The organism is Niastella sp. (assembly GCF_045805085.1).
Classification (GTDB): domain Bacteria; phylum Bacteroidota; class Bacteroidia; order Chitinophagales; family Chitinophagaceae; genus Niastella.
Genome location: NZ_JBJMLX010000487.1, coordinates 1 through 2,739 on the forward strand (window position 1 = coordinate 1; position 2,739 = coordinate 2,739).

3 protein-coding genes are annotated in these 2,739 nt (G+C 42.4%); 2 read left to right on the forward strand and 1 reads right to left on the reverse strand.

The window, feature by feature from the left end:
* Positions 1 to 73 precede the first annotated feature (73 nt).
* Both bcp and ACJ751_RS25620 read left to right on the forward strand, forming a co-directional pair.
* Positions 74 to 535: a thioredoxin-dependent thiol peroxidase gene (gene bcp, locus ACJ751_RS25615; protein ID WP_407748380.1), complete on the forward strand. Its 462-nt coding sequence runs from the start codon at positions 74 to 76 to the stop codon at positions 533 to 535.
* 86 nt (positions 536 to 621) lie between these two features.
* Positions 622 to 891 carry a hypothetical protein gene (locus ACJ751_RS25620; protein WP_407748381.1) on the forward strand — a complete coding sequence of 90 codons (270 nt, stop codon included), beginning with the start codon at positions 622 to 624 and terminating at the stop codon, positions 889 to 891.
* A 30-nt stretch (positions 892 to 921) separates the two neighbouring features.
* On the opposite strand, the gene ACJ751_RS25625 is transcribed toward ACJ751_RS25620, so the two are convergent.
* Positions 922 to 2,139, reverse strand: coding sequence for an ROK family protein (locus ACJ751_RS25625; protein WP_407748382.1), 1,218 nt, complete (start codon positions 2,137 to 2,139; stop codon positions 922 to 924).
* Between the last annotated feature and the right edge of the window lie 600 nt (positions 2,140 to 2,739).

The following is a 2,739-nucleotide window of genomic DNA, read 5'->3' on the forward strand; positions in this document are numbered from 1 at the left end:
AAGATCCACGCAGAGGATGAAGCAGGCAATGTAACCGAGAAAACGTATAATTTTACCCGCTAATTTTCAGAATATGATCACTCTAAAAGAAGGCGATAAAGCACCGGCATTTAGCGGCAAAGACCAGAACGGCAAAAAGGTGACGCTTAGCGATTTCAAGGGCAAAAAAGTAGTGCTGTATTTTTACCCTGAGGACGATACGCCAACCTGCACGGTACAGGCCTGTAACCTGCGCGATAATTATGCCTTGCTGAAGAAACATGGCTTTGAAGTGATTGGCGTTAGTCCGAATGATGAAAAGAGCCATAAGAAGTTTGAGACTAAGTTCAACCTGCCGTTTACTTTACTGGCCGATGCGGACCATACTATCATAAACAAGTATGGAGTTTGGGACGAAAAGCAAATGTTTGGTAATAAATATATGGGCGTTCACCGCACCACTTTTGTGATCGATGAAAAGGGTGTCATTAGCAAAATATTCCTGCGACCTAAGAATAAGCAGCATGCCGAAGAGATTGTAGCGGCTGAGAAATAACTTGATTAATATCAATAAATTAAGGTGTATAAAAACTAATTATATTAGTATTTATGGGTTATCTTTATGGTAATCATTAGTACTTTATGCCTACTATTACAATAACCAGGCTCTATGACCTTGTTTCAGTTAAACTGGGCAAGGAAACCGCTGAAAATTTGACTACTTTTATTGAGGAAAAAATCAAATGTGAAGTGGATACAAAAACTTCAATACTTGCTACAAAAGAAGATGTGGCCCGTGCTGAAACAAAAATAGAAGCATCAAAAGCAGAATTACTCCGATGGATGTTTGTATTTTGGATTGGTCAGGTGGCAGCCATGTTTGGTTTAATTGTGCTATTCCTAAAGAAATAGCACCTACTGCACTTTGTTATACTAATACCTTTATTTTTTCACCAGCTTTTCTGGTTGTGTCGGTTCTTTTTTTAACTCGTTTTTTTCGAAGTTTTCCATTACCAGGGCGGCGGCTCCGGTAACTTCAGCCTGGTAGCCAAGGGAAGAGATCTCAATTTCGGTATTGGAAGCCAGGCGGGGGATGCAATGCTCATTTAAAGCCTGCTGAATAGGCGCCTGCCAGATCCTTCCTGCCGATGACCCCCGGCCGCTTAAGATCACCACCTCGGGGTTCAGTAAATGGATCAGGATGGCTACGCCTCTACCTATATTATAACCCGCCTCGGATAATATTTCTACCGCAAACTTATCGCCTTTACCTGCGGCTTTAATGATGTCCTGAAAGGCCTGTTCTGCGTGTTCTACCGACAATTCTTTCAACAGCGATATTTTTCCCTCCTTTAAGCCTTTGTTGGCTTTTTCAATAACCACCAGCAGGGAGGTTTCGGTTTCCAGGCAACCGCTTTTGCCGCAGCTGCATAATTTATTATTTAGAAAAAGCGGAATATGGCTGAACTCACCGGCAAATCCATTGTGCCCCCGGAAGAGGTCCCCATTCAGGATCATGCCTAAACCAACGCCCCAGCCCAGGTTTATCACCATGGCGTTCTTTTTATTCCGGGCGGCGCCAAACATTAATTCAGCCAGGGCAATCAGGCGGGAGTCATTATCGAGATATACTGGTAATTTAAGCTTTGATGAAATGTATTGCGTGAGGGTGCCCTGTTCGGGTTCAAGAAAGGTATAATTCACTCCTTTGGCCGAATCAACAAAACCGGGCATTCCTATACCAACGCCGGCAATGCTGCTTTTTGAGATGCCCGACCGGGTTATAACCTGATCAATTTTTTCGGTAAGCGAATCAAGTGCCTGTGGGTTCTTTAATAAAGGAAGTTCGAACAATTCTGTGGCGGCTACCTGCGTGTTCTGCATGTTCAAAATGGCAATGCGGGTGATCAGTTGGTCCATAGCCACCGATACTATGTATAAAACATCAGGTTTCAGGGAATACATAACGGCCCGCCGGCCACCGGTTGACGCTGCATAACCGGTTTCGGTAACCCAGTCTTCCTCAATAAGCTTCCCCAGTATTTTCGTAGTGACCGGTAAACTCTTATTGATCTTGTCGCTCAGGTCGGCGCAGGATAGCATATTAGAAAAATATAGATGCTTTATGATCTTTTTTCTATACAGTTGATTTTTTTCCATCATGTACTGTTGCTGAAACTTTGATCAAATTTACTGTTAAGTACCTGAATTTTAAAGCAATTCACAAAAGCTTGGGACCACAAGACAGGTTAAACCCGCTCTTACAATATCGTTGTTTTAGCACATAGCCGCTTCAATAAAATACTGCTTTTTGCAAAGCTTGTCTCTTTAATCTGGTTTTAAGGTAATTGATTGAACGGCCCATGGCCTGCTATAGCCGTGAACCGGAATGTATAAGCCGGGGCAACTATGTTTAATTCTTTATCGTATAGTATGCTGGCAATCCCGCGAGGAGCGCGGCTGTATGGCTGTTCCCTGTACTTGATGGCTAAGATCCATTGGAGAGGTCTATATAATATTATAATCAACTGGTAAAGTGTATCAGCGATTATACCCAGATGCAAACTTTGTAAGTAGGCCGGGTAACCGGCCTGCTTTTGTATGGGTTATTTTTTAGTTTTAGGGTTTGGTTACCCTGTCCTTTTAAGGACAGGGTTTTTTATTATTACTACTATAAGTTATACAGGAATATCAATGAAAGGCAACCAAATGAAACGGTTAATCGTACAACTCCATAGAAAAATGCTTGGATGCATTCAC